The 22,716-nt window shown below is 74.2% G+C and carries 12 protein-coding genes and 1 tRNA gene; 2 read left to right on the top strand and 11 right to left on the bottom strand.

From position 1 onward, the window contains the following. Nucleotides 1–320 precede the first annotated feature (320 nt). A complete protein-coding gene (locus tag AB0947_RS12045) occupies nt 321–1,430 on the bottom strand; it encodes a DUF2786 domain-containing protein (protein ID WP_366750228.1) in 1,110 nt (369 codons plus the stop codon). Between the two features lie 159 nt (nt 1,431–1,589). Between AB0947_RS12045 and AB0947_RS12040 the strand changes: the two genes are divergently transcribed. Next, nucleotides 1,590–2,366, top strand: a complete 777-nt coding sequence (locus AB0947_RS12040) for a Clp protease N-terminal domain-containing protein (protein ID WP_366750227.1) — start codon at nt 1,590–1,592, stop codon at nt 2,364–2,366. A gap of 58 nt (nt 2,367–2,424) precedes the next feature. Then, nucleotides 2,425–4,113 (top strand): bifunctional 3'-5' exonuclease/DNA polymerase, encoded by a 1,689-nt coding sequence (locus tag AB0947_RS12035; protein ID WP_366750226.1) that lies wholly within the window; start codon nt 2,425–2,427, stop codon nt 4,111–4,113. Between the two features lie 41 nt (nt 4,114–4,154). On the opposite strand, the gene AB0947_RS12030 is transcribed toward AB0947_RS12035, so the two are convergent. The 10 genes from AB0947_RS12030 to AB0947_RS11985 all read right to left on the bottom strand — a co-directional run bounded on the left by AB0947_RS12030 (nt 4,155) and on the right by AB0947_RS11985 (nt 22,715). Further along, nucleotides 4,155–7,847 carry a BTAD domain-containing putative transcriptional regulator gene (locus tag AB0947_RS12030; protein WP_366750225.1) on the bottom strand — a complete coding sequence of 1,231 codons (3,693 nt, stop codon included), beginning with the start codon at nt 7,845–7,847 and terminating at the stop codon, nt 4,155–4,157. A 497-nt stretch (nt 7,848–8,344) separates the two neighbouring features. Next, complete coding sequence (locus AB0947_RS12025) at nt 8,345–9,238, bottom strand: glycosyltransferase (protein ID WP_366750224.1); 894 nt, start codon at nt 9,236–9,238, stop codon at nt 8,345–8,347. 258 nt (nt 9,239–9,496) lie between these two features. Beyond that, a tRNA-Thr gene (locus tag AB0947_RS12020) sits at nt 9,497–9,570 on the bottom strand. Nucleotides 9,571–9,678: 108 nt separating this feature from the next. After that, complete coding sequence (locus AB0947_RS12015; protein WP_366750223.1) at nt 9,679–11,301, bottom strand: alpha/beta hydrolase; 1,623 nt, start codon at nt 11,299–11,301, stop codon at nt 9,679–9,681. A gap of 271 nt (nt 11,302–11,572) precedes the next feature. Beyond that, nucleotides 11,573–12,778, bottom strand: a complete 1,206-nt coding sequence (locus tag AB0947_RS12010) for a DNA polymerase III subunit delta' (protein ID WP_366750222.1) — start codon at nt 12,776–12,778, stop codon at nt 11,573–11,575. Between the two features lie 267 nt (nt 12,779–13,045). Further along, nucleotides 13,046–16,396: a dTMP kinase gene (gene tmk / locus AB0947_RS12005; protein WP_366750221.1), complete on the bottom strand. Its 3,351-nt coding sequence runs from the start codon at nt 16,394–16,396 to the stop codon at nt 13,046–13,048. Between the two features lie 166 nt (nt 16,397–16,562). Beyond that, a complete protein-coding gene (gene topA, locus AB0947_RS12000) occupies nt 16,563–19,394 on the bottom strand; it encodes a type I DNA topoisomerase (protein WP_366750220.1) in 2,832 nt (943 codons plus the stop codon). Between the two features lie 257 nt (nt 19,395–19,651). Beyond that, nucleotides 19,652–19,849 carry a hypothetical protein gene (locus tag AB0947_RS11995; RefSeq protein ID WP_366750219.1) on the bottom strand — a complete coding sequence of 66 codons (198 nt, stop codon included), beginning with the start codon at nt 19,847–19,849 and terminating at the stop codon, nt 19,652–19,654. A gap of 462 nt (nt 19,850–20,311) precedes the next feature. Further along, entirely contained in the window at nt 20,312–21,832 is a 1,521-nt protein-coding gene (locus AB0947_RS11990) for a class I SAM-dependent methyltransferase (protein WP_366750218.1), read from the bottom strand. A gap of 253 nt (nt 21,833–22,085) precedes the next feature. Continuing rightward, on the bottom strand, nt 22,086–22,715 hold the full coding sequence (locus AB0947_RS11985) for a small secreted protein (RefSeq protein ID WP_366750217.1): 630 nt from the start codon (nt 22,713–22,715) through the stop codon (nt 22,086–22,088). Between the last annotated feature and the right edge of the window lies 1 nt (nt 22,716).

Below are 22,716 nucleotides of genomic sequence, written 5' to 3'. Positions count from 1 at the left end.
GAGGCCCGCGCGGAGCGGCGACCGGGCCACGGAGCACGACGCGGGCCGGCGACCGGCCAGCAGGCACGAGCGCGGGCCGGCGACCTGGCAAGTCCCCAACCCGGCCGCAGGGCACGCGCGCGGGTCGGTGGCCGAGTGTGGTGGTGAGCGAGTCGGATGGCGGTGACCGGGCGGGGCGGTACCGGATCCGGGCCGGGCGACCGGGCGGGGCGGTACCGGAACCGGGCCGGGCGACCGGACGCGGCTTCGGGCGGACAGTCGGCGACCGGGTGGGTCGGCATGAGGCGAGACCGGTGACCGGGCCACGCGGTGAGTGGCCGTCACCCCAGCCGCGGGCGGGATCTGACCTGGGCCCGGTCCGCCGCGCGTGCGCCCTCCGTCCAGCCCGCCGCGTCGCTGACCCCCCGCAGCCGGGTCGTCGTGGTCTCCGGGAACATGCGCTCCAGCCGGCCGGTCACGGCCGTCTCGCGTGTGGCCAGCACCGGCAGCAGGTCCTGGGTCACCTGGGTCTCGGCGGCAGCCGCGAGCCGGTCGCCCACGCGGTGCGCGTAGGCCGCGAGGAACGACTGCCGGAAGGTCTTGGTCCGCTTGCGCCCGCCGGCTCGCTGGGCGGCCTCCGCCTTCGTCATCGCGTGCGTGGCCTGCACCAGCAGCGAGGTGTAGAGCAGCTCGACCGCCTCCAGATCCGCCTCGAAGCCGACGACCGTGGAGAAGCCGAACGGTTCGTTCCACACCGCGCGGCAGTGGTTCGCCGTGGCCACCGCGTCCAGCAGGACCGCCTTGGCCTGTTCGTACGGCGGCTCCACCCCGATACGGCAGGCGCCGGGCGCGTCCGGCGCGGGCGCCTCGGCGGCGAGCAGCGCCTCGTCGACGCTGTACCGGGCCATCAGCTCCTGCGCCTTGGCGCTGAGCGCCTCAGCCTCCTCCGGATAGCCGGTGGCCTCGGCCTTGGCGAGCAGCGCGCGGATGCGGGTGAGCATGCGGGAGGCGCCCGGACCGGGAGTGCGCCGGGCCTCCTCGTCCAGGGGCTCCAGGGCGGGCAGGCGCAGCAGCAGGCGGTACAGCTCCAGGACCGCCGTGGCGTGCGAGAAGCGGTCGGCGGTGCGCTCGGGGTCGGCGGGCAGCGCCGCGAGCTGGTCGGCCCAGCGGCGCCCGCGCGGGCGGTCCCGCCCGGCCTGCGCCCGGATCAGTGCGGCGGCCGGCCGGACGTGCGCGTCGCCCAGCTCGCGCCGCACCAGCCGTACGACGTCGGCGGGCTGCCAGCCGCGCTGCCAGGCTCCGGCCACGAAGTCCTCGCCGCGCCGCGCCAGTTCGGCGTCGGCGCCCGGGTCGGCGGCGAGCAGGGAGGCGCCCGTGTCGAGGCCGGTGTCGGTGTCGTCGTAGAGGGCGGCCCGGAAGGCCCGTTCGACGGTGCTGGCGGTGCTGGTCACGCTGTCGATCGTGCCATGCCACGCCGACAGTGCACGATTGTTGTCCACAGGCTGTGGATAACAGTCCCGGCGGGTGGAGAGGAGGGGGGTCGGGAGGGGCGGCAGAGGAGTGTCAACCATCGGTTGACACTCACGAGAGCGCAACCTACGGTTGACGCTATGGCGACCAACCCGAACATCACGGCATCCGTACGCCTCGACGACCTCATCGAGGCGATCAAGAAGGTTCACAGCGAACCCCTCGACCAGCTCCAGGACGCGGTGATCGCCGCCGATCACCTCGGTGACGTGGCCGACCACCTGATCGGGCACTTCGTCGACCAGGCCCGCCGCTCGGGCGCTTCCTGGACCGACATCGGGCGCAGCATGGGCGTGACCCGGCAGGCGGCGCAGAAGCGGTTCGTGCCCAAGGAGTCCACCGACCTCGACCCCAGCCAGGGCTTCAGCCGCTACACCCCGCGCGCGCGGAACGTGGTCATGGCCGCCCACAACGAGGCGGTGGCCGCCCGGAACGCCGAGGGCCGCCCCGAGCACCTGCTCCTCGGGCTCCTGGCCGAGCCGGAGGGCCTGGCCGCGAAGGCGATCACCGCGCAGGGCGTCCCGCTGGACGCCGTACGCCAGGCCGCGACCGCCGCGCTCCCGCCCGCCTCGGACGACGTGCCCGACCTCGTCCCCTACGGTCCCGAGGCCAAGAAGGCCCTGGAACTCACCTTCCGCGAGGCCCTGCGGCTCGGCCACAACTACATCGGCACCGAGCACCTCCTGCTCGCCCTGCTGGAGCACGAGAACGGCCGGGGGGTCCTCAGCGACCTCGGCATCACCAAGGCGGGCACCGAGGAGTACGTCGACAAGGTGCTTTCGCTGCTGCTGGAGCAGAAGGAGACAGCCGCGGCAGCGGAGCCGGCGACCGGGTCCCCGGCACCCGGCCAGGACTGAAGCCGGCCGGATCCACAGGCCGGAGCCGTTGTCAGACCCCCCTGCCACACTCGCAGACATGACCGACCGGTGGGCGCTCGCACCGGCCGAGGACGGAGGCGTGGACGTCGCCCCCCTCGGCCCGGACGGGCTGCCCGCCGGACCGGTGCGGCGGGAGAGCGATCTCGCCGCGGCGGTGCGGAGCCGCCCGGAGGTGACGCGCTGGGTGTGGCGGTCGACCCCCGAGGTCTACCCGCGACTGCTCGCCACGGGGGTGCGAGTGGAGCGGTGCTACGACATCGAGGACGCCGAGACCCTCCTGCTCGGCCACGAGGGGCGGTACGGCGAGCCGCGCTCGGCCGCCGCCGCCCTGGCCCGCCTCCGCGGCGGCCCCGTCCCGCCCGATCCACCGCAGCGGGCGGCCGATCCGAGCGCCCAGTCCCCGCTCTTCGAACCCGTCGGCAGCCACCTGCCCCTGCCGGACCTGCTCGAGGTCTACGCCGACCAGATGCGGCGCCACGAGCAGACCGCCCACCCCGGCCGCATGCGGCTGCTCACCGCCGCCGAGTCGGCCGGGACGCTGGTCGCCGCCGAGATGAACCACGCGGGCCTGCCCTGGAGCGCCGAGGTCCACCGCGCACTGCTGCGCGACCTGCTCGGCGAGCGCTACGCGGGCGGCGGCGAGCCGCGCCGCCTCGCCGAGCTGGCCGACGAGGTCTCCGCCGCCTTCGGCCGCCGGGTGCGGCCCGATCTGCCCGCCGACGTGATCAAGGCCTTCGCGCAGGCCGGGATCAAGGTGAAGTCCACCCGCCGCTGGGAGATCCAGTCCGTCGACCACCCGGCCGTCGAACCCCTGCTGGAGTACAAGAAGCTGTACCGCATCTGGGTGGCCCACGGCTGGTCCTGGCTCCAGGACTGGGTGCGCGACGGCCGTTTCCGCCCCGAGTTCCTGGCCGGCGGCACGGTCACCGGGCGCTGGGTGACCAACGGCGGGGGCGCGCTGCAGATCCCCAAGGTGATCCGCCGGGCCGTCGTCGCCGATCCCGGCTGGCGGCTGGTGGTGGCCGACGCCGACCAGATGGAGCCGCGCGTGCTCGCCGCGATCTCCCGCGACCCCGGCCTGATGGAGGTGGCCGGCCGCGAGAGCGACCTCTACCAGTCCGTCTCCGACCGTGCCTTCTCCGGCGACCGGGACCAGGCCAAACTCGCCGTGCTCGGCGCGATCTACGGCCAGACCTCCGGGGACGGCCTGAAGAACCTCGCCGCGCTCCGCCGCCGCTTCCCCCAGGCCGTCGCCCACGTCGACGAGGCGGCCCGCGCGGGCGAGGAGGGCCGGCTGGTGCGCACCTGGCTGGGCCGTACCTGCCCCCCGGCCGTCCGGGCGGGCGAGGACACGGCGGAGGAGGCGGGCATCCCCGTGGGCGAGGAGGAACCGGAGGGCCAGACCGGCTGGGGCCCCGGTTACGCGTCGACCGACTCCCGCGCGCGGGGCCGCTTCGCACGGAACTTCGTCGTCCAGGGCAGCGCCGCCGACTGGGCCCTGCTGCTGCTCGCCGCGCTGCGCCGGGCCTGCGCGGGGCTGAAGGCCGAGCTGGTCTTCTTCCAGCACGACGAGGTGATCGTGCACTGCCCCGCCGAGGAGGCCGACGCCGTCGTCCAGGCCGTCCGCGAGTCCGCCGCCCTCGCCGGCCGGCTGACCTTCGGCGACACACCGGTGCGGTTCCCGTTCACGACGGCGGTGGTGGAGTGCTATGCCGACGCCAAGTAAGGGGCCGCGTGACGCCTGCCGGGCCAGGGTGCCGCGTCGGCTCATCCCGCGGCCGGGCCGCCGCTCAGCAGCTCCCGCAGCTCCGCCAGGACCGCCTGCTCGTCGGTGCCGTCCAGTGCCTCGTGGGCCGCGCGCCAGGCGTCGTACGCCTCGGCCGGTCGCCCCCGCTCGCGCAGCAGGAAGCCGTGCTGGTGCAGGGCCAGCCCGCCCATGTACCGGTCGGCGCGGGCGTCGGCCCGGCGCAGCAGCTCGGCGCACTCGTCCGCCGCCCGCTCGGCCTGCCCCAGCCGCCGCAGCGCGCGGACCAGGCCGAGCCGGGTCTGGGACTCGCCGTGCCAGTCGCCGGGACCGCCGAGGATGCGCAGGCTCTCCTCGAAGTGCCGGGCGGCGGCGGCCGGTTCGCCGAGCGTCAGATGGGCGTAGCCGATGTTGCAGTGCGCCGAGTGCTGCACGATGACGGCGCCGATCTCGTCCCCGATGGCCAGCGAACGCCGGTGCTGTTCGATGGCCGCGCGCGGGTCGGTGTGTTCGTAGAGGTTGCCCAGGTGGCTGCGGGTGACGGCCTCGCCGTAAGGGTCGTTCAGCAGCCGCGAGTAGGCGAGGCTCTGCCGCAGCGCCTCCCCCGACTCCCGGAACCGCCCCAGTCCCTCCAGCAGCAGCCCGCGGTTGTTCAGGCAGCGCCGGATCCGGGAGGCCGTGCCCAGCCGCTCCCAGATCGCCAGGGCCTGGTCGGTCAGGGCGAGGGCGTCGTTCTGCCGGCCGGTCAGGAAGTGCAGGCCCGCGAGGTCCCCCAGCGCGTACGCCTCGGCCTCCGGGTCCCGCAGCCGCCGCGCGGCGCCCAGTGCGGCCCGCCCCAGCACCTCCATCTCGGCGACCCGGCCGCTGCGCTGCACATAGGGGAAGAGGAGCCGTACGAGTGAGGAGAGATGGGCGGCCGTGCGCGGATCGTCGGTGTCCGCGTTGCGTGCCACCAGGGTGACGACGTTCTCCAGCTCCAGCTCGCCCCAGGCGAAGGCCTCCTCGGCCGACTCGAAGGCCGCCAGGGCCGCCACGTCCGCCGCGTGCCCCGTCGGCTGCGCGGAGGTCGGCCGCCGCCGGTCGTCCTGATCGAGCCCCGGCTCCACGACCACCGACAGCACCCGCTCGGCCATGGCGGCGTACCAGCGCAGGGCGACCAGATCGGGGGCGAGGGGGATGGGTTCGGGGCGGGGTGTGGGGTCGGGGACGGAGGGGGTCGGTCCGTGGCCGGGTGCGCGATCGGGGGTGGCGTAGGCGGAGTCCTGGCCGGGTGAGTGGTTCGGGGCGGCGAGGCCGGCCACCCCGGTGGCGTCGGGGGTGCCGGGGGTGCCGTTGCCGGCGGCGCCGGGGCTCTCCGTGGAGGACTCGTCCGCGGCGGGGCGGGGCGCGGCGTCGGCCAGTTCGCGGGCGAAGTCGCGGACCAGGTCGTGGGGCGCGTAGCGGCCGTACGCCGTTTCCTCCAGGAGGGCGACGTCGACCAGCCGGTCCAGAGCGGCCTCGGCGCGGCGCTCGTCCATGCCGGTGAGCCGTGCGATCAGCGGGGCTCCGTAGGTGGGCAGGTCGAGCGCGCCGATGTGGCGCAGGGCGAGGGCCGCGTCCCGGTCGGCCTCGCGCTCGGCGGCGGCGAGCGCGTCGTGGGCGACGGCCAGGGAGCGGCGGACGCTCAGGTCGTCGTACTCCAGGTGTCGCAACCGCCCGCCGGTCTCGGCGAGTTGGCCGGCCAGCACGTCCGGGGTCAGGGCGCGGCGGGCCGCGAGCCGGGCGGCGACCACGCGCAACGCCAGCGGGAGCCGGCCGGTCAGCTCGACCAGCGCGTGCCCGGCGTCCAGTCCCGCGCGCCCGCTCACCGCGCGCAACAGGGCCGCGCTGTCCTCGCCGGTCAGTGGGGAGAGCGGGAAGCGACGGGCGCCGTCGAGCGCGGCGAGCGGGGAGCGGCTGGTGACGATCACCGCGCAGTCGGGCCCGGCCGGCAGCAGGGGCCGAACCTGGGCCGCGTTCGCCGCGTCGTCCAGCACCAGCAGGATTCTCGCGGGCGCGAGCAGTGAGCGGAGCAACGCGGCGGCCGCATCCGGGTGTTCCGGGATATGCCGGGGCTCGGTGCCGAGGTCGCGCAGCAGCGCGGAGAGCGCCTGCGTGGCGGTGAGCGGGGTCATGCCGGGGGTGGCGCCGTGCAGGTTGACGTAGAGCTGACCGTCGGTGAAACGTTCCCTCAACTCATGGGCCACATGCAGGGCCAGCGCGCTCTTGCCGATCCCGGCCATACCGCTGACCACCGCGACGGCGGGGGCCGGAGCGGACGGCTCGGTCAGCGTGCGGCGCAGCTCGCGGCGCACGTCGGCACGGCCGGTGAAGTGGGCCGGCGGGGCGGGCAGCTGGGCCGGACGGGGGGGCTGCCGAACGGCGGGTCCGTCGGCTTCCCGCGCGGACGCGGAGGCCGTGGGGGGCGCGGAGGGTGACGCGGGGGCTGCTTGGGGCACGGCACGGCCCACGGAGCCGCCGGCGGTGCCGGTGCCGGGGCCGGTACCCGTGCCGCTGGGGGTACCGGCACCGGTGCGGTCGCCCTCGCCGCCGTGAGCGTCGTCACCGTCGCCGTCGCTGTCGTCGGCGCCGTCGTCAGTGGTCGGGTCGCCCGACCGGCACGGCCGTCCACTCCCCCCGGCCCGCAGCGAGGAGTCGCCGCACTCCGAGCCGCGCCGACGCTCCTCACCGCTCCCCCGCAGCACCTCGACATGCGCCTCGCGGACCGCCGGGCCGGGTTCGATGCCGAGTTCCTCGACCAGGCGGGCACGCAGATCACGGTGGACGGCGAGGGCCTCGGCCTGGCGGCCGGTGCGGTGCAGGGCGAGCATCAGCTGACGGTGGTACGCCTCGCGCAGCGGATGTTCGGCGACCAGCGCCGCCAGCTCGGGCACGAGCGCGGCCAAACGGGTACCGCCGAGGGCGAGTTCGGCGTCGTAGCGCAACTCCAGCAGGAGCAGCCGCGCCTCGCTCAGGCGCTGCACGAGGGCGTAGCCGCCGATGTCGGCGGGGAGCCCGCTGAGGGGCGTGCCGCGCCACAGCGCGAGTGCGGAGGCACAGGCGCGTACGACGCCCGGCCAGTCGCGCCGGGCGTGCGCGGCGCGCGCCTCGGCGACCCGGGCGTCGAAGACGTGCACGTCCAGTTCGCCGTGGTCGACCCGCAGCACATAACCCGGCGGTACGGCCCTGAGCCGCTCGGGGTCGTCGAGGAGCCGGCGCAACCGGGTGACGTGGTTGTGCAGGGAGGCCTGCGCGGAGACGGGCGGCGCGCCGCCCCACAGCGCGTCCTTCAGCGCCTCGACCGACACGACCCGGCCGGGTTCCAGCAGCAGCGCGGCGAGCAGGGCGCGGACCTTGGGGCTGCCGATGGCCCGGACACCGTGGTCGGTGGCGTCGTGGCCGGCCTTCCCTGCGGGACGGCGGGGGGTGAGGGGGCCGGAGGATTCGGACGCGGCACCGGTGGATTCGGGTCCGGCACCGGAGGGATCAGATCCGGCACCGGAGGATTGGGTTCCGGTACCGGAGGATTCACCTCCGGCACCGGAGAATCCGGTTCCGGTACCGGAGGTCCCCGAAGACGTGCCAGGGGTTTCCGGAGGCGCGGCGGCGTAAGAGCTGTCGTACGACATCCCGTACCGCGGACGGTCGTAGAGGACCGGCGGTCCCAGCAGTCCGAAGCGCAGCTCGCACCGCCGCATCACGCCGCTCCACTGCCTTCCCGCGCGGTCGGCCCGACCGCGCTCCGCCGCGGGTGGGTACCCGCCGTCGCCTGGCGGAATTCCGCCCTGTCCACAGCGGTTTCCCGCCACCCTCCGCCGGTGGGCCGACCGTCGGACGACCCACCAGCCCCCCGCCGGTCCGGCAGCCCGAAACCGCCCACCCGAAGGGGCAGTTCCCGCTGCCACCGGAGAACTTCCGGCCAACCGCTCCACACGGTCCGCTGACGAGCCGTTGGCCACATGTTAGCGATCCGTTGGCGCGTCCTGATGTGATCATTCCATCGGATTCGGCCCGACGGCGCGCGCGTAGCACGCGTAACTCGGGGGAGTGTCGCCGCAGGCTGGGTCCGGGGACGACAAGGGCCCCGGCCGGCGGAGGTGAACGACCGGGGCCCCGTCCCGTTTCTTGTCCCGGACTCCGGGGCTTCCTCGGCTCGGGAGCGTCCTGCGCTCCGGCGCTTCCTGGGCTCCCGGGCTCAGATCACCGGCGGGCGTCCCAGCCGGGTGAGTCTCCACACCGTCCGCCAGCGCATCGGCCGCCGCTCGCCGGCCTGCTCCCGCAGCCCCTCCGCGAACCCGCCGAACCATGCCTTGAGTCCCGCAGCGGAACGGGCGCGGGCGAGGGTGAGGAGCGTCCACACCCCGAGGTGCACCGGGACGAGCGGCAACGGCAGCCGGCGCCGGACGAGCCAGACGCGGTTGCGTGCGTTGACCCGGTAGTAGATGGCGTGCCGGGCCGGCGAGGTCCTGGGGTGCTGGAGGAGCAGTTCGGGGGCGTACAGGATCTTCCAGCCGGCGTCGGCGGCCCGCCAGGCCAGATCGGTCTCCTCGTGCGCGAAGAAGAACTCGGCGGGCCAGTCACCGGTCTCGGCCAGCATGGCCATGCGCAGGGCGTGCCCGCCGCCGAGGAAACCGGTGACGTAGCCGCCGCGCAGCGGATCGGACCCGCCGATCCTCGGCACGTGCCGCTGCTGGGTCTCGCCGCGCTCGTCGGCGATGCGGAAGCCGACGATGCCGAGGCGCGGGTCGGCGGCGTACAGGTCACGCACCCGGCGCAGCACGTCGGGGTCGACGAGCAGTCCGTCGTCGTCCAGCTCCACGACGACGTCGACGTCCCCGAACTCCCGCAGCCGGGCGAGGGCGACGTTCCGGCCGCCCGGGCAGCCGAGGTTCTCCTCGACGTCGATGGTGGTGACCTCGCCGGGCAGCGAGAGCCGGCGGGCGAACTCGGGCAGCCGGCAGCCGTTGCCGACGATCACGATGCGGGCGGGGGCGAGGTCCTGCTTGGCCACGGACTCCAGCAGGGCGTCGACCTCGGCGGGCCGGTTGCCCATGGTCACCACGGCGACGGCGATCCTCGGCTCCACCACGTCCCTCACCCCGTCCGGCCGACGGCGGCACCGCGTCCCGAGCGCGCGCTGCCCGCCATTCACCAAGATGTTGCCTCAGGTCCCCGGGTTCACCGGACACCGATTCACTTTGCCGCGTCTTTGATCCGGTTCAGCCGGGATGCGTCGGACCCGACATCGCCCTCCTGGCCGCCCGCCTGCGCCCCGGCGCCGCCCCGCGCTCCCCCACGGACAACAGAAAAGGCCAGGTCATGAACGACATGACCTGGCCTCTCACCGAGCCGCTTTCGGGATTCGAACCCGAGACCTACGCATTACGAGTGCGTTGCTCTGGCCATCTGAGCTAAAGCGGCGTGCTGCCCGCACCATGGTGCGATCGGCAACGTCGGTAAGTCTACACAGTTTCCGGGAGTGCTTCGCACCCACCCCGGAGGGGGTGGTTCCGGGGTGGGTGGCAGGGGCTATGAGCAGCGCTTTCCGGCGGCCGGCGGGGTGCCGCGCAGGAGGTAGGTGTCGATCGCCGTGTCGATGCAGGCGCTGCCCCGGCCGTACGCCGTGTGGCCGTCGCCGTCGTAGGTCAGCAGGCGGGACGAGGAGAGCTGGCGGGCCAGGGAACGGGCCCAGCGGTAGGGGGTGGCCGGGTCGCGGACCGTGCCGACCACCACGATCGGCGCCGCCCCCTTCGCCTCGATGCGGTGCGGCTCGCCCGTCGCCCGCACCGGCCAGTACGCGCAGTTCAGCGAGGCCCAGGCCAGCCCCGCGCCGAAGACCGGGGACGCCTTCTCGAACGCGGGCAGCGCCTTCTCGACGTCCTCGGGACCGGAGAAGGCCGGCGGCAGGTCCAGGCAGTTCACCGCGGCGTTGGCCATCATCAGATTGCTGTAGTGGCCGTTCGCGTCCCGCTCGTAGTAGCTGTCGGCGAGGGACAGCAGGCCGGCGCCGTCGTTCTCCTTCATCGCCGAGGTCAGCGCCTCGCGCAGTTGCTCCCAGGACCCCTCGTCGTACATCGACGCGATCACCCCGGTCGTGGCCAGCGGCTCCCCGAGCTTGCGGCCGTCCGCGTCGCCCGCCGGGACGGGGTGGCCGTCCAGCTTGCGGAAGAACGCGTTCAGGTTGGCGCCGACCCGCGCCGGCGTCGTGCCCTTCCCGCCGAGCGGGCAGTCGGAGTGCCGTACGCAGTCCTTCGCGAACGCCTGGAACGCCGTCTCGAAGCCCGCCGTCTGGTCCAGGTTCAGCCTGCGCGCGTCCAGGGTCGGGTCCATCGCGCCGTCCAGGACCATCCGGCCGACCCGCCGGGGGAACAGTCCGGCGTACGTCGCGCCGAGGAACGTGCCGTACGACGCCCCGACGTAGTTGAGCCTCCGGTCCCCGAGCGCCGCCCGCAGGATGTCCATGTCCCGTGCCGCCTCGACGGTGGAGACGTGCCGCAGCAGCCGGGCCGAGCGGGCCCCGCAGCTCTCCGCGAACTTCCGGTCCGCCGCGACCAGCGCGTCCCGTTCCCGCTGGTCGTCGGGGGTCAGGTCGGTCTGTGTGTACGCGTCCATCTGCCGCCCGTCGAGGCATTGGACGGGCTCGCTGCGGGCGACGCCCCGCGGGTCCACCGCGACCATGTCGTAGCGGGCCCGGACCTGGGCCGGGTAGCCAATGCCCGCGTACTGCTGGAGGTACCCGACCGCCGAGCCGCCCGGTCCGCCCGGGTTGACCAGCAGGGAGCCGAGCCGCCCGGCCTTGCCGGTGGCCCTCTTGCGGGCCACGGCGAGCCGGACGGAGCCCGCGTCGGGCCTGGCGTAGTCCAGCGGGGCCTTCATCGTCGCGCACTGGAATCCGGGCACACCGCAGTCGCGCCAGCTCAACCGCTGGCCGTAGTACGGCGTCAGCGCCGACGGCGTCGCATGCGGCAGCGCGGCCAGCGCCGCCTGCACCGTCCCGCCCGCGGAGGATGTGGTCGAGCTCCCGGAGGAGCAGGCGGACACGAGCAGTGCGGCGGCCGTCAGGAGGGTGGCCGTGAGGCGGGCCGTCGTCCGGGCGCGGGTGCCCCGGGTCCGGCGGGTGCGGCGGGTGCGGGGGGAGGGCCTGGTGTGCATCCGGCGAGCCTAACCATGTGCGACGGGATGTGTGCGGTGCGTGTCAATTGTGGCTCGTACGGGGGACACGTGGGCTTCTCCCCCGTCAGCCGGTCGCCCTGCCGGGCCGAGCGCTGCACGGTCGCCCTCCCTGGGCCGGCCCCCCGCTGGTTCCCCCGCTGGGCCAGTCACCCTGACGGCCTGAGCCCTGCCCCGCCGGGTCACCCTCAACGGACAGGTTGCCCCGACGGCCCCAGCCCTGCCCGCCGGGCGCCCTCAGGGACGAAGCCCCTCATCCCGCGCGCAGCGCCATCGTCATCGCCTCCACCGCCAGCAGCGGAGCCACATTGCGGTCCAGGGCCTCGCGGCACGCGGCGATCGCCTCGATGCGGCGGAGGGTGGACTCCGGGGTTCCGGCCCGGGCCAGCCGCTCCAGGGCGTCCTCCGCGTCGGCGTTGGCGAGCGCCACGCGCGTACCGAGTTGCAGGGCGAGGACGTCGCGGTAGAACGCGGTGAGATCGCCGAGGGCGACGTCCAGGCTGTCGCGCTGCGTACGGGTTCTGCGGCGCTTCTGCATGTCCTCCAGATCCTTCATCACCCCCGCCGTGCCGCGCGGCATGCGACCGCCCTGCGCCGCGCCGAGCGCTGCCTTCAGCTCCTCGGTCTCCTTGCCGTCCATCTCCTCGGCGAGCTGTCTGGCGTCCTCGGCGGCCGCGTCGACCAGCTCCTGGGCGGCCCTCAGACAGGCGCCGACCTCGTCCAGCCGCAGCGGGAGCTTCAGCACGGCGGCCCGGCGCTCGCGGGCCGCCGGGTCGGTGGCCAGGCGGCGGGCCCGGTCCACGTGCCCCTGGGTGGCGCGGGCGGCGGACGCGGCCAGCTCGGGTTCGATGCCGTCGCGTCGCATGAGCATGCCGGCGACCGCCTCGACGGACGGCGTGCGCAGGTTCAGATGGCGACAACGGGAGCGGATGGTCGGCAGGACGTCCTCGACGGAGGGGGCGCACAGCAGCCAGACCGTACGCGGGGCGGGCTCCTCCACCGCCTTGAGCACCGCGTTGGCCGACTTCTCGTTCAGCCGCTCGGCGTCCTCGACCAGGATGATCTGCCAGCGGCCGTTCGCCGGGGAGGTGAACGACTTGCGGACCGTGTCCCGCATGTCCTTGACCAGGATCTCGGAGCCGACCGCGGCGACCGTCGTGACATCCGCGTGGGTGCCGAGCAGCGCGGTGTGGCAGCCGTCGCAGAAGCCGCAGCCGGGGGCGCCGCCGAGCGCGCGGTCGGGGCTCACGCACTGCAGGGCGGCGGCGAAGGCCCTGGCCGCCTGGTTCCGGCCCGCGCCGGGCGGGCCGGTGAAGAGCCAGGCGTGCGTCATCTTCGACGTCTCGGGCAGCGGCTGGTCCGCCGCGGCGGCCGTGACGAGGGCGTCGGCGTCCCGCGCGGCGGCGTCCAGCACCGCGCTCACCTGCTCCTGCCCGACGAGGTCGTCCCACACGGTCATGGGTCACGCCGCCCTTCCGTCACACTCCGCGTTCCGGCATCCATTGTGCGGGTGGGCACTGACAACGGGGGCGGACGGAGGTCGCGGAGGCGGAGGCGGAGGCTGTGGCACCAGTGGGCCGCGCCTCCGGAGACGGGGCGCCGCACCTGTCCGGCCGGTCCCGGTACCTGCCGGCACCGGTACCAACGCCCGGAGACCGGCTCACACCAGCGCCCGCAGACCAGCCCTTACCGACGCCCCGGGGCCCGGCCCTCACCGGCGCACGGCTCAGCCGCGGCGCCCGCGACCGCGGCCCTTGCGGCCCTGTTCCTCGCCGTCGCCCTGGTCCGCGTACTGCTGCCCCTCGTCGTAGGAACCCAGCAGTTCGTCGGCCAGTGTGGGCAGGTCGTCCAGCGGGGTCTCCTCGGCCCAGTCGGGGCGCGGTCGGCGGCGGGGCGTGCCGTCGGCGCCGAGCTGCGGCATCTCGCGCGTGCGCGGCTCGGAGCCGTCGGGGCCCGCGGCGGACCGCTCGTCCCGGAAGAAACCGGGCGGCACCCGGTCCGACGGCGCGTCGTCCCGTACGGGCGGCAGCACCGCGGTGTCGTCCACCGCGCCCGGAGCCACCGCCGGCAGCTCGGCCGTCTCCTCCGCCGCAGCCGACGGCACCCGCGGCAGCACCGCGGTCTCGTCGGCCGGCCCGGTGGCCGCCGGCGGTTGCGGCAGCTCTGCGGTCACCTCGGAGTCGGAGTGGACCCCCCAACCCTTACGGGAGTCGCGAACGTCGCGGGAGTCACGGAAGTCGCGGGCGTCACGATCCTCACGCACCGGGCGCAGCACCGTCGTTTCCTCGTCCGTGCCCCGCGTGTCCGTGCCCCGTGTGTCCGTGCCGCGCGCGGCCGCTTCCGCCGGCACCGCCGGCGTCGGCACCGTGGCCGCGTCCGGGACCACCCGCGGTGCCGCCGGCGGAGGCGTGCTGGGCCTGCGGGCCGCCGCGTCGGCCGCCGCCGCGGCCTCGGCGGCCCGCAGGCGGGCCTCTTCGGCCCGCAGCAGCGCCTCCTCGGCCTTGCGCTGGGCCTCCAGACGCCGGGCTTCCTCCTCGGCGCGCAGCCGTGCCTGCCGGGCCTCTTCCTCGGCACGCCGGCGGGCCTCCTCCTCGGCCTGCTTGCGGCGCCGCTCCTCCTCGGCCTGGCGGCGGGCCTCCTCCTCGGCGCGCGCCTTCTCCTCGGCGAGCAGCCGCTGCCGCTCCTCCTCCGCGCGCCGGCGGGCCTCCTCGGCCCGCTGCCGGGCCTCCTCCGCCTGGCGTTCGGCCTCGCGCCGCTGCGCCTCCTCCAGCTCGCGCCGCTTGCGCTCCTCCTCCTCGGCGCGCAACTTGGCCAGCTGCTCCTGGCGCTCGCGCTCCAGGCGCTCCTCCTCGGCCTTGCGGGCGGCCTCTTCCTCGGCCTTGCGGCGGGCCTCCTCCTCGGCCTTCCTGCGGGCCTCCTCCTGGGCCTTGATCTCGGCCTCGGACAGCGGCAGCACCACATCCAGCCGGTGCCGGATCACGGTGGTCACGGCCTCGGGCTCCTGCCCGGCGTCCACGACCAGGTACCGCCCGGGGTCGGAGGCGGCCAGCGTGAGGAAACCGGCCCGCACGCGCGCGTGGAACTCCGCGGGCTCCGACTCCAGCCGGTCCGGTGCCTCGGTGAACCGCTCGCGGGCGGTCTCCGGGGAGACGTCCAGCAGCACGGTCAGGTGCGGGACGAGTCCGTTGGTGGCCCAGCGGTTGATGCGGGCGATCTCGGTCGGGGACAGGTCGCGGCCGGCGCCCTGGTAGGCGACCGAGGAGTCGATGTAGCGGTCGGTGATCACCACCGCGCCCCGCTCCAGGGCGGGTCGTACGACGGTGTCGACGTGCTCGGCGCGGTCGGCGGCGTACAGCAGCGCCTCCGCGCGGTGGGACAGGCCCGCCGACGACACGTCCAGCAGGATCGAGCGCAGCCGCTTGCCCACCGGGGTGGCGCCGGGCTCGCGGGTGAGCACCACCTCGTGACCCTTGGCGCGGATCCACTCGGCGAGCGCCTCGGCCTGGGTGGACTTGCCCGCGCCGTCGCCGCCCTCGAGGGCGATGAAGAAGCCGTTGGCCGCCGGGGCCGTGTCCGGGTCGTCGCCGCCCAGCAGGGCGTCCCTGAGGTCCTGCCGCAGCGGCACGCCGGAGCGGTCGTCGACCTTGGCGAGCACCAGCGCGGCCACCGGCAGCAGCAGCGCGCCGACCAGCATGAGGGTGAAGGCCGCACCGCCGTGCGCGAAGACGAACCTGCCGTTCTCCAGCCGGTGCGGGCCGATCAGGGCCGCGATCAGGGGCGCGATCAGGGCACCGAGCGCTATGAAGACGCGGACCATGGCGTGCAGGTGCTCGGTGGTGCGCGCCCGGCGGGAGTCCTCGGTCTCCTGGTCGAGCAGGGTGTGCCCGGTGTTGGCGGCCACGCCCGCGCCGACGCCGGCGAGCGTGACGATCAGCAGGACCGTGGTGACGTCCGGGACCAGCCCGGCGGCCAGCAGCGCGATGCCCGTGACGGCGATGGCCAGGGCCAGCAGACGGCGGCGGGAGAGCGAGGGCAGCAGTGTGGGGGCGGTGCGGATGCCGAGGGCGACACCGCCGGTCAGGCCCAGCACGAGCAGGCCGTACAGCACGGGGCCGCCGCCCAGGTCCTTGGCGTGCAGCACGCACACCGAGACGGCCGCCGCGATGGCGCCGGCGACCCCGGCGCAGGCCGGGACGAGCAGCGGGATGGCGCCCGTGCGGCCCTTGTCGACGCCGGTGCCGGTGCGCGGGCGGCGCAGCCCCTCCAGCGGGGACCGCGCGCGCGGGGTGCGCGTGCCGGGCAGCTCCAGGTAGGTCAGCACGGCAAGCGAGGCCGCGAACAGGCCCGCCGCCACGTACGACGCGAGGGCCGCCTGGTGCTGGTCGAACCAGGCCACGCCGGTGCCCAGCAGGTTGTTCAGCAGGGCGGCGACGACCAGGGCGGCGGCGGCCAGCGGCACCGCCAGGAAGGTCGTCCGCAGCGACAGGCGGCGCAGGGCGTCCAGGTGGTCCGGCAGCGGCCGTACCGTCGCGCCCTCCGGCGGCGGAGCCGGCAGCAGGGCCGGAGCGGCGCTCTCCCGGCAGACGGTCCACAGCCGCTCGGCGACGCCGGTGACGAAGGCGGTGACGAGCAGGACGGCAAGCGCGTTGTCCGGCGTCCAGTCGATCCACAGGGGGGCGACGATCAGCAGCGCCGCGCGCAGGCCGTCGGCGCCGACCATGGTCCAGCGGCGGTCGAGCGGGCCCTCCGGGGCGGTGAGGGAGGCCAGCGGGCCGAGGAGGACGGCCCCGAAGAGCACCGCGGCGACGACGCGCGCGGCGAACACCGTCGCCACCGCGAACGCCACGCCTCGGTAGCCGCCGCCGAAGGCCCCCTCGGCGATCGCCGACTGGAGGACCAGGAGGACGAGGACGAGGAGGGACAGGGTGTCGCCGACACCGCTCACCAGCTGCGCGCTCCACAGGCGCCTCAGCTGCGGTCGGCGCAGCAGGGAGCGGACGGCTCGCTCGCGGGAGTCCGCGACCAGGGCGTCGTCCGGTGCTGTGGGGTGGGCCGTCGGCTGCTCGGCTCGCGTCATGCGTTCAGCCTATCCGCAGCCGCTGACACCACACCTCGCGTGTCCGGGCATGCGCGCGCCCCGGCACCGGGAGGTGCCGGGGCGTCCGTCGTGCGCACCGGGGGGCGACCGCCCGTCGCGACGGCGTGTCAGTGACGCGACGTCACGTCGGTGACCCGACGGCGTGTCAGTCCTCCGCGCCGGAAGCCGTCGCCCTGGACGCCGTCGCCTTCTTGGCGGTGGTCGTCTTGGCGGTCGTCTTCTTCGCGGCGGCCGTGGTCTTCTTCGCGGCCGTCTTCTTGGCGGCGGTCTTCTTCGCCGGGGCGGTCTTCTTGGCCGCCGCCTTCTTCGCGGTCTTCTTGGCGGGCGCCTTCGCGCGCTTCTCGGCGAGCAGCTCGAAACCACGCTCAGGAGTGATCGCTTCGACGCTGTCGCCGGAGCGCAGCGTCGCGTTGGTCTCGCCGTCGGTGACGTACGGGCCGAAGCGGCCGTCCTTGACCACGACCGGCTTGCCGGAGACCGGGTCCTCGCCCAGTTCCTTCAGCGGCGGCTTGGCGGCCGCCCGGCCCCGCTGCTTCGGCTGGGCGTAGATCGCCTGCGCCTCTTCCAGCGTGATCGTGAAGAGCTGGTCCTCGGACTGCAGCGAGCGCGAGTCCGTGCCCTTCTTCAGGTACGGGCCGTAGCGGCCGTTCTGCGCGGTGATCTCCTGGCCGTCCGCGTCGGTGCCGACGACACGCGGCAGCGACATCAGCCTCAGCGCGTCGTCCAGCGTCACCGTGTCGAGCGACATGGACTTGAACAGCGAGGCAGTGCGCGGCTTGACCGCGTTCTTGCCGGTCTTCGGGGTGCCCTCGGGGAGCACCTCGGTGACGTACGGGCCGTAGCGGCCGGCCTTGGCGACGATCGTGTGGCCGGTGGCCGGGTCGGTGCCCAGCTCGAAGTCGCCGCTGGGCTTGGCCAGCAGCTCCTCCGCCAGCTCGACGGTCAGCTCGTCCGGTGCCAGGTCGTCCGGGATGTCGGCGCGCTGGTGCTGCTCGGTGTCCTTCTCGCCGCGCTCGATGTACGGGCCGTAACGGCCGACGCGGAGCACGATGTCGTTGCCGACCGGGAACGACGACACCTCGCGCGCGTCGATCGCGCCCAGGTCGGTCACCAGCTCCTTGAGGCCGCCGAGGTGGTCGCCGTCGCCGTTGCCGGCGTCGGCCGCGCCGCCCGTGGCCGTCCCCTCGCCGAAGTAGAAGCGCTTCAGCCACGGCACGGCCTTGGCCTCACCCGCCGCGATGCGGTCGAGGTCGTCCTCCATCCGGGCGGTGAAGTCGTAGTCGACGAGCCGTCCGAAGTGCTTCTCCAGGAGGTTCACCACGGCGAACGACAGGAACGACGGCACCAGGGCCGTGCCCTTCTTGAAGACGTAGCCGCGGTCCAGGATCGTGCCGATGATCGACGCGTACGTCGACGGGCGGCCGATCTCCCGCTCTTCCAGCTCCTTGACCAGGGAGGCCTCGGTGTAGCGGGCCGGGGGCTTGGTGGCGTGGCCGTCGACCGTGATCTCCTCGGCGGACAGCGCGTCGCCCTCGGCGACCTGCGGCAGCCGGCGCTCGCGGTCGTCCAGCTCGGCGTTCGGGTCGTCGGCACCCTCGACGTAGGCCTTCAGGAAGCCGTGGAAGGTGATCGTCTTGCCGGAGGCGCTGAACTCGACGTTCCGGCCGTCGGCGGCGGTGCCGCCGATCTTCACGGTCACGCTGTTACCGGTCGCGTCCTTCATCTGGGAGGCGACCGTCCGCTTCCAGATCAGCTCGTACAGCTTGAACTGGTCGCCGGTCAGGCCGGTCTCCGCGGGCGTGCGGAAACGATCACCCGACGGGCGGATCGCCTCGTGCGCCTCCTGGGCGTTCTTGACCTTGGCGGCGTAGGTGCGCGGCTGCGGCGGCAGGTAGTCGGCGCCGTACAGCTGCGTGACCTGGGCGCGGGCGGCGGAGACCGCCGTGTCGCTCAGGGTCGTGGAGTCCGTACGCATGTACGTGATGTAGCCGTTCTCGTACAGCTTCTGGGCGATCTGCATGGTCGCCTTCGCGCCGAAGCCCAGCTTGCGGCTGGCCTCCTGCTGCAGCGTCGTCGTACGGAACGGGGCGTACGGCGAGCGGCGGTACGGCTTGGACTCGACGGACCGCACGGAGAAGCGGGTGTCCTCCAGGGCGGCGGCGAGGGCGCGGGCGGTCGCCTCGTCGAGGTGGAGGGTGTTCTCGCTCTTGAGCTGTCCCAGGGAGTCGAAGTCGCGGCCCTGCGCGACCCGCCGGCCGTCGACGGTCTGCAGGCGGGCGACCAGCGACGACGGGTCCGACGGATCTCCCGCGCGGCCGGTCGCGAAGGTGCCCGTCAGGTCCCAGTACTCGGCGGAACGAAAAGCGATGCGCTCGCGTTCCCGCTCCACGACGAGTCGGGTGGCGACGGACTGCACGCGGCCGGCCGACAGCCGGGGCATGACCTTCTTCCACAGCACCGGGGAGACCTCGTAGCCGTAGAGGCGGTCGAGGATGCGGCGGGTCTCCTGGGCGTCGACCAGCTTCTGGTTGAGCTGGCGCGGGTTGGCGACGGCCGCGCGGATCGCGTCCTTGGTGATCTCGTGGAACACCATGCGCTTGACCGGGATCTTCGGCTTCAGGACCTCCTGGAGGTGCCAGGCGATCGCCTCGCCCTCCCGGTCCTCGTCCGTCGCGAGGAACAGCTCGTCGGAGTCCTTCAGCAGGTCCTTGAGCTTCTTGACCTGGGCCTTCTTGTCAGCATTGATGACATAGATCGGCTGGAAGTCATGGTCGACGTCCACACCGAGGCGCCGGACCTCGCCGGTGTACTTCTCGGGCACCTCGGCGGCGCCGTTGGGAAGGTCGCGGATGTGCCCGACGCTCGCTTCGACGACGTATCCGGGGCCGAGGTAGCCCTTGATCGTCTTCGCCTTGGCAGGCGACTCGACGATGACGAGTCGGCGGCCGCCCTGTGCGGTCTCGCTGGTCGGGGACAACTTCGCTCTTCTCTCCGGTCGACGCTGGGGCCTCCCCAGGCCTTGTTCCCGGGGTCGCGGCGTACTGCTGGCACGTGTGACGCTGCGGAGTGTGACGCTACATCCCGCCCCCGTGTCAAACGGGAAAAGCCCACAACGGCCACTCGAACGGTAACCCGACTACCGCCATTCCTGCCGCCCGGAGTGCCCGGTCACCCTCGCGATCATGTCCGGAGCGTGACGCTCCCCTTACCCGCCGGGCAGGGCGGCGACCCGTCTCAGAGCCGGGTCAGGCAGTACACGGCGAGGCTCAGCGCGAGCGTTCCGGCCAGGCTCGCGACGGCGGCGGATGCGACCCGACTCACACCGAGGGCCACCGGTTCCCGGCGTCGCAGACGGGTGCCGGTCCACGCCAGCAGACCGGCCCCGAACAGGGCGAACACCACTCCCGCGAAGATCGCCGGTCCGCTCTCCATCGCCCGAGCGCCCCTTCCCTGCCATCGGCTGTGCCCAGCGCCGGGAGGGTGGCACGCCCGGGAGGCGGGCGGGCGACATCGCGGTGAACGGAAGACCTGCGACCATTCGAACGCACGCTCGAATGAGGGGGCCGCGAACCCGGTGCGGATATTTTTCCGGCCGTTTTCGGAAAAGCGGCTCGGCGCCGCCCCCGACCGGCAACCCCTCCGGGCCCGTGCCCCCGGCATACGACGATGGGCGCGCCGCGATCGGAAGATGATCCGACCGTAGCTACGACCGCACGGGCACCCGGCGCCTACGACGGCACCGGCACCCGGCGTACGGCACCTGACCGGCACCGCTCCTCGCCCGGCCTCTCACCGGGCGCCCCACCAGACGCCTCGGCACCGCCCGGGGCAGGGCGCCCCCCCCCGACGCCTGCACCGCCCGGAGCAGGGCCTTCCCGGACCGCCCGCGCCCGCTCAGCCCGCCGGCTCCAGGAAGCCCTGCTCCACGAGCAGCCGGATCTGCGCGGGCGTACGGTCGCGGAGCACCACCGGGTCCTCGCCGACGAGCTGCGCGATGGCGTCCAGGATGCGGCCCGCGCTCAGCGTGCCGTCGCACACCCCCGCGAACCCGGCACCGACCGTGTCCACCTTCGTCGCCCGGCGCATCCCGCGGTGCTGGCGCAGCACCACGTGCTCCGGGTCCTCGGCGCCGGGCAGCCCGACCTGCTCCTGGACCACCTCGGGGACGAGCTTGAAATGGCTGTCCAGCAGCGCCGCGTCGTCGTGCTCACGGAGGTAGTCGAGCCGCTCGAAGTGCGCCCGGATCGTCTCCCCGAGCGGCTGTTCGACCGGGTGCGGCCACTCCTCCACGGTGACGACGGGCTCGGCGGATCCTGTCCTGCGCAGGGTGATCCAGCCGAAGCCGACCGCCCTGACCTTGCGCGCCTCGAACTCGTCGAGCCAGGCGTCGTAGCGCGCCTGGTACTCCGCCGGGTCCCCGCGGTGGTCACCGGCGTCCCTCAGCCACAGCTCGGCGTACTGCGTGACGTCCTGCACCTCGCGCTGCACGATCCAGGCGTCGCACCCGCGCGGCACCCACGACCTGAGTCTGTCCTGCCAGTCCTCCCCCGCCACGTGCTGCCAGTTCGCGAGGAACTGCGCGAACCCGCCCTCGTTCAGCCGTTCCCCCGCTCCCTGAACGAGCGAGCGGCACAGATCGTCCCCGCCCATGCCGCCGTCCCGGTACGTCAGCCGGGCGCGCGGGGAGATCACGAACGGCGGGTTGGAGACGATCAGGTCGAACGTCTCGTCGTCCCGGACCGGTTCGAACAGCGAGCCCTCGCGCAGGTCGGCCGCGGGCGCCCCGGAGAGCGCCAGCGTGAGCGCCGTGATGTGCAGCGCGCGCGGGTTGAGGTCGGTCGCCGTCACGCGCGTGGCGTGCTGTGCGGCGTGCAGCGCCTGGATCCCGGACCCGGTTCCGAGGTCCAGTGCGGCGGCGACGGGGGTGCGGACGGTGATGCCGGCGAGGGTCGTCGAGGCGCCGCCGACGCCCAGGACGACGCCCTCGTCGCGCTGTCCGATGCCGCCGGCCCCGCCGACCGCGCAGCCGAGGTCGGAGACGATGAACCAGTCCTCGCCCCCGGGGCCGCCGTACGGCCGTACGTCCACGGTCGCGGCCACCTCGTCCCCGCCGACGCGCCGGAGCCACCCGGCCTCCACCGCCTCCTCGACCGGCAGCACGGCCGCCACGCGCGCGTGGGGCACCGGTTGCTGGAGCAGGAACAGCCGCACGAGCGTCTCCAGCGGCGTGTCGCCACGGGTGGCCCGGAGAGCGGGCACGGTCTCGCTGCGGGCCAGCGCCGCGTACGCGGGCGCGCCGAGCAGGTCGAGCAGCCCGTCGGCGGTGAAGGAGGCGGCCAGCAGGGCGTCCCTCAGGCGCGCGGCGATGTCGGGCCGGTCGGAAACGGGCAGGGGAGCGGGTCCGGAGTCAGTCACGCCCCCATTGTGGCCCGCGACGCCCGCGCGGGGCCGACCGGCGGCGGCTGCGCGGGCCGGCTCCTGACGGGCCGCGTGGGCCCACGCGGGAACGGCTGCGCGGGCCGACTTCTCAGCCGGTTGCCGCCGACGCCAGCCTGTTGCCGCCGACGTCAAAGGGCCGTCCCTGACCTGCGTCAAGAACCCTCCGGCGGCAGCCGGCCACTCACCGGTGTCCGCCGCGCACCGCAGCCGCGAGCCGGCCGTCCCGGCGTCAGCCGGCCGTCGTCGACGCCGTCGGCTGTGCGGAGCCGGACGCGGCGACCTTGCAGCTGGGCTGCTCGGCCATCGCCGCCTTGACGTCGCCGCTCTCCAGCCGCTTCAGCGCCTGCGTGCCGCTGTCGCTCTGCTTGCCGACCTCCTTGGTCTGCAGGGCGACCTCCTTCAGGCCCTTGGCGAACTTGCCCTGGTCCTTGGTGTTGAGCCCGTCGACCTTCTTCTTCAGGTCGGCGTACGACGTGGAGAGGCCGGCGAGGTTCTTGGCCGCGTCCTGCTGGAGCTTGGCGCCGCCGTCGATGCCGGGGGGCGCTCCGGCGCTGTCGAGGGCGTCGGCGAGCGCCTTGTAGCCCTCGGCCATGTCCTGGAAGGCGGCCGCGTACGTCTTCTGGGCGTCCTTGGGCGGGAGGTTGGTGTCCGTGGCGATGGCCGCGATGGAAGCGTTGGCCGACCTGATCTTCGCGTCCTGCGCGGGCACCGCGTCGCAGACCGTCTTGGCCCAGGACACCAGCTTGGGGTCGGGCCCCTTGTCACCGCCGTCGCTGCACCCGGACACCGCCACCATCAGTACCGCACCGCCGGACAGTGCGGCCGCGAGCTTCTTGTTCACCGGATTGGTCCCTTCCATG

The organism is Streptomyces sp. NPDC047841 (assembly GCF_040704085.1).
Lineage (GTDB): Bacteria > Actinomycetota > Actinomycetes > Streptomycetales > Streptomycetaceae > Streptomyces > Streptomyces argyrophylli.
This window is presented reverse-complemented; position numbering and strand designations above follow the sequence as displayed.